This is a genomic window from Mycobacterium sp. (genome assembly GCF_039583785.1).
Taxonomy (GTDB): domain Bacteria; phylum Actinomycetota; class Actinomycetes; order Mycobacteriales; family Mycobacteriaceae; genus Mycobacterium.
Window position 1 is genome coordinate 1 of sequence record NZ_JAVKSG010000172.1, and the last position, 2462, is coordinate 2462.

General features: G+C 64.5%; 2 protein-coding genes. One reads left to right on the forward strand and one right to left on the reverse strand.

Annotation, left to right across the window (positions count from 1 at the left end; all coding sequences use genetic code 11):
* Positions 1–164 precede the first annotated feature (164 nt).
* Positions 165–1868, reverse strand: a complete 1704-nt coding sequence (locus ABDV69_RS21030) for an IS1634 family transposase (RefSeq protein ID WP_343577737.1) — start codon at positions 1866–1868, stop codon at positions 165–167.
* Positions 1869–1966: 98 nt separating this feature from the next.
* On the opposite strand from ABDV69_RS21030, the gene ABDV69_RS21035 reads away from it, so the two are divergent.
* Positions 1967–2335: a DUF6788 family protein gene (locus tag ABDV69_RS21035; protein WP_343577738.1), complete on the forward strand. Its 369-nt coding sequence runs from the start codon at positions 1967–1969 to the stop codon at positions 2333–2335.
* Positions 2336–2462 lie beyond the last annotated feature (127 nt).

Sequence of the window (2462 nt, forward strand, 5' to 3'; positions counted from 1 at the left end):
CTCATTGGCAGATGATCGCCGACCGAGCGGGCAGCGTGTGCTCCTCGACAGGTCCCGCGCTCACCGCAGGTGTACTACGCCAATCCAACTTTGCCGGTGACCCTGGCGAAGACCCCCACCCAGCAGACGTTCCGCACTTCTCGGGACCGATATGGCCCCCCACCTCAGGTGCCCAGCGAGGCATAGACGGTGGTGGGGATGTGGAGAAGGTCGAGGACTTGTCGCTGAAGTGGGCTGAGCTCGGGATCGAAGACCTGCACGACGTGTCCTTGGTTCATGAGGTGGTGACGCTGGACGCCAGCGAAGATCTCCAAGATGCGAGGAGAGCTCGGGGCCGGGCAGTTGCGCAGCTCTGGGTAGAGCGGGATGCCGGTGAGGCCGTCGGAGGTCATCGACGTTCGGATCTCGCGTTCGATGAGCGCCTCGGCGAGCATGGCGATGAAGTGGCAGAGGAGGAGTGCCTCGATGCGGTGCGGCGTCTCGAGGTAGACGGGGGCAACTTCCTGGGGTCCTTTCAAGATGTGGTTCCGCCGTTCGAGGTTCGGTTGGTAGTGGTAGACGGCGAGGACCTGCGCCGGGGTGATCTGGCGATCGTTGGTCACCAGCGGGAACGTGCCGTCGGTGACCGCGTCGTAGGCGACGGTCTCTGAGCGGACATTGGCGGTGACCGTGAAGACCGCCTTCTCGGTCCGTCGGTAGCGGGTGGTTGAACCAGGGCGACCACGACGCTCTTGGTGGAACGTCTCTTCGGTGCTCTCGGTGATGCTGAAGCCGACCCACCGGGAGGCCCGAGCCTCAGCGAGGGCGGCTTCGCCAGCAGCTTCGGCAGCGAGCTTGGTCTTGAGGCGGGACTTGGGGCTTGCGAGCCGGGCAGCCAGCGCGTCGATCGCAGCGAGCCCCGCCTCGATACGGGCCGATCGTGTCGCGGCGTCAACGGAAGCCTTGGTCGTCGAATGCACCCAGATCACCCGGAAGCCGCCGGTAGATGGGACCGGTGCTTCGAAGGTGCGCCACACCCGGTCCGCATCGCCGAGTCGGGCACCCGGGCGGCGCTCGGCCTCCTCCCAGGTCGGGGCGTGGCTCTGGGCCCAGTCCTTGAACCAGGTGTCCTCGCGCCGGCCGTGGGGGACGACGGTGACGAAGCGCCCGTGGTGGCTCTCGATGTGACGCATGGCCTTGTCCGAGCAGAGCTTGGAGTCCGCTACATACATGAAGTCCGTCCGGCCGACGAGGCGGACCAGTCCGTCCCACGTGGGGATGTGGGTAACGTCGTCAGGGGTGTTGCCGTCAGCAGTCCGATAGGCGATAGGCACCGCTCCGTCTGCTGAGACGGTGAGGATGAACAGCAATTGTTTCAGGTCTGGGCGAAAGTCCTTGTTGTGCCCATGACGAAGAGCGGGCGTCGCCTTACCCCCGCGTTCTCGGCCATCCGCTTCTGCGTAGTTGCCGGTCAGGGTGACCGTCGTCGAATCGTTGTGCAGCTGGGAGACATCAATTGCGAAGTCCTGGACCACCGACAGGACCGTCTCGGTGATCACGCTCGCCCGGTCGGCATCGAAGAGCCGATCGAGCATGCGCCCTACCCGGTCGTCGTTGAGCGCTGCTACCTCGCCGGGCGCCAGTCCGAGAAGTCCCGGCTGATAGGGCTGGGCCCACTCGCCCATCGCGTAGACCGGACGGTGCGCCACCATGATGTTGCGCACCACCACCCCGATCACAGTCGCCGGGGCGAGCAGCAGCCGGGCGTCATCGTGGGGAAGGTAGGCATCCAGGCGTCTGTCGATGCCCATGCGAGCGAGGAAGTGATTGACGATCGGCAGGGATCCGAGGGTCTCACTTGCCAGTTCGAAGTGCTCTCCTTGGGTCATGGCATCTCCTTGACATCGGCTCGTCTATCGGTCAGCATACATGCTGACCGATCACAGATGGTGGATCACCGATGGTGCCCCGGAGAGAAAGGAACGATGTGGCGACCCGGCTCGAACACTACGAGCACAAGTACCGCTCACTTGTAGCCGAGCTCGCTGAGATCGGCTACATCAGTCCGGGCAGCCTCGTGGCCCGCGAGACGTCCTGTGGAAAGGCAAACTGCCGTTGTATGGGCGACCCACCGCAACGTCACGGTCCGTACTACCAGTGGAGCCGTGCGATCGCCGGCAAGACGGTGAGCCGCCGACTCGACGAGCACGAAGCTGAGCTGTATCGGGAATGGATCGCCAACCGCCGACGCCTCGAGCGGGTCGTCTTCCAGATGGAAGAGGTTTCAGCAGCAGCCGGCGAGATCCTGCTCCGTCAGGTCGCCACGGCGGGCCATTCCGACCGAGCGAAGCGCTGACATGGGAAAGTGGGGGGCCATATCGTCATCGAGACGTGCGGAACGTCTGTCCGAGCGATCCCTGACACCGAGTTCAACGAGATCTTCGCTCGGCTGGGGTCGAACCGTGACCGTGCACTGGTGTGTT

Bases quoted from the DNA above. Each gene is read 5' to 3' on its own strand.
- ABDV69_RS21030 (WP_343577737.1), bottom strand. From the start codon at position 1,868: ATGACCCAAGGAGAGCACTTCGAACTGGCAAGTGAGACCCTCGGATCC.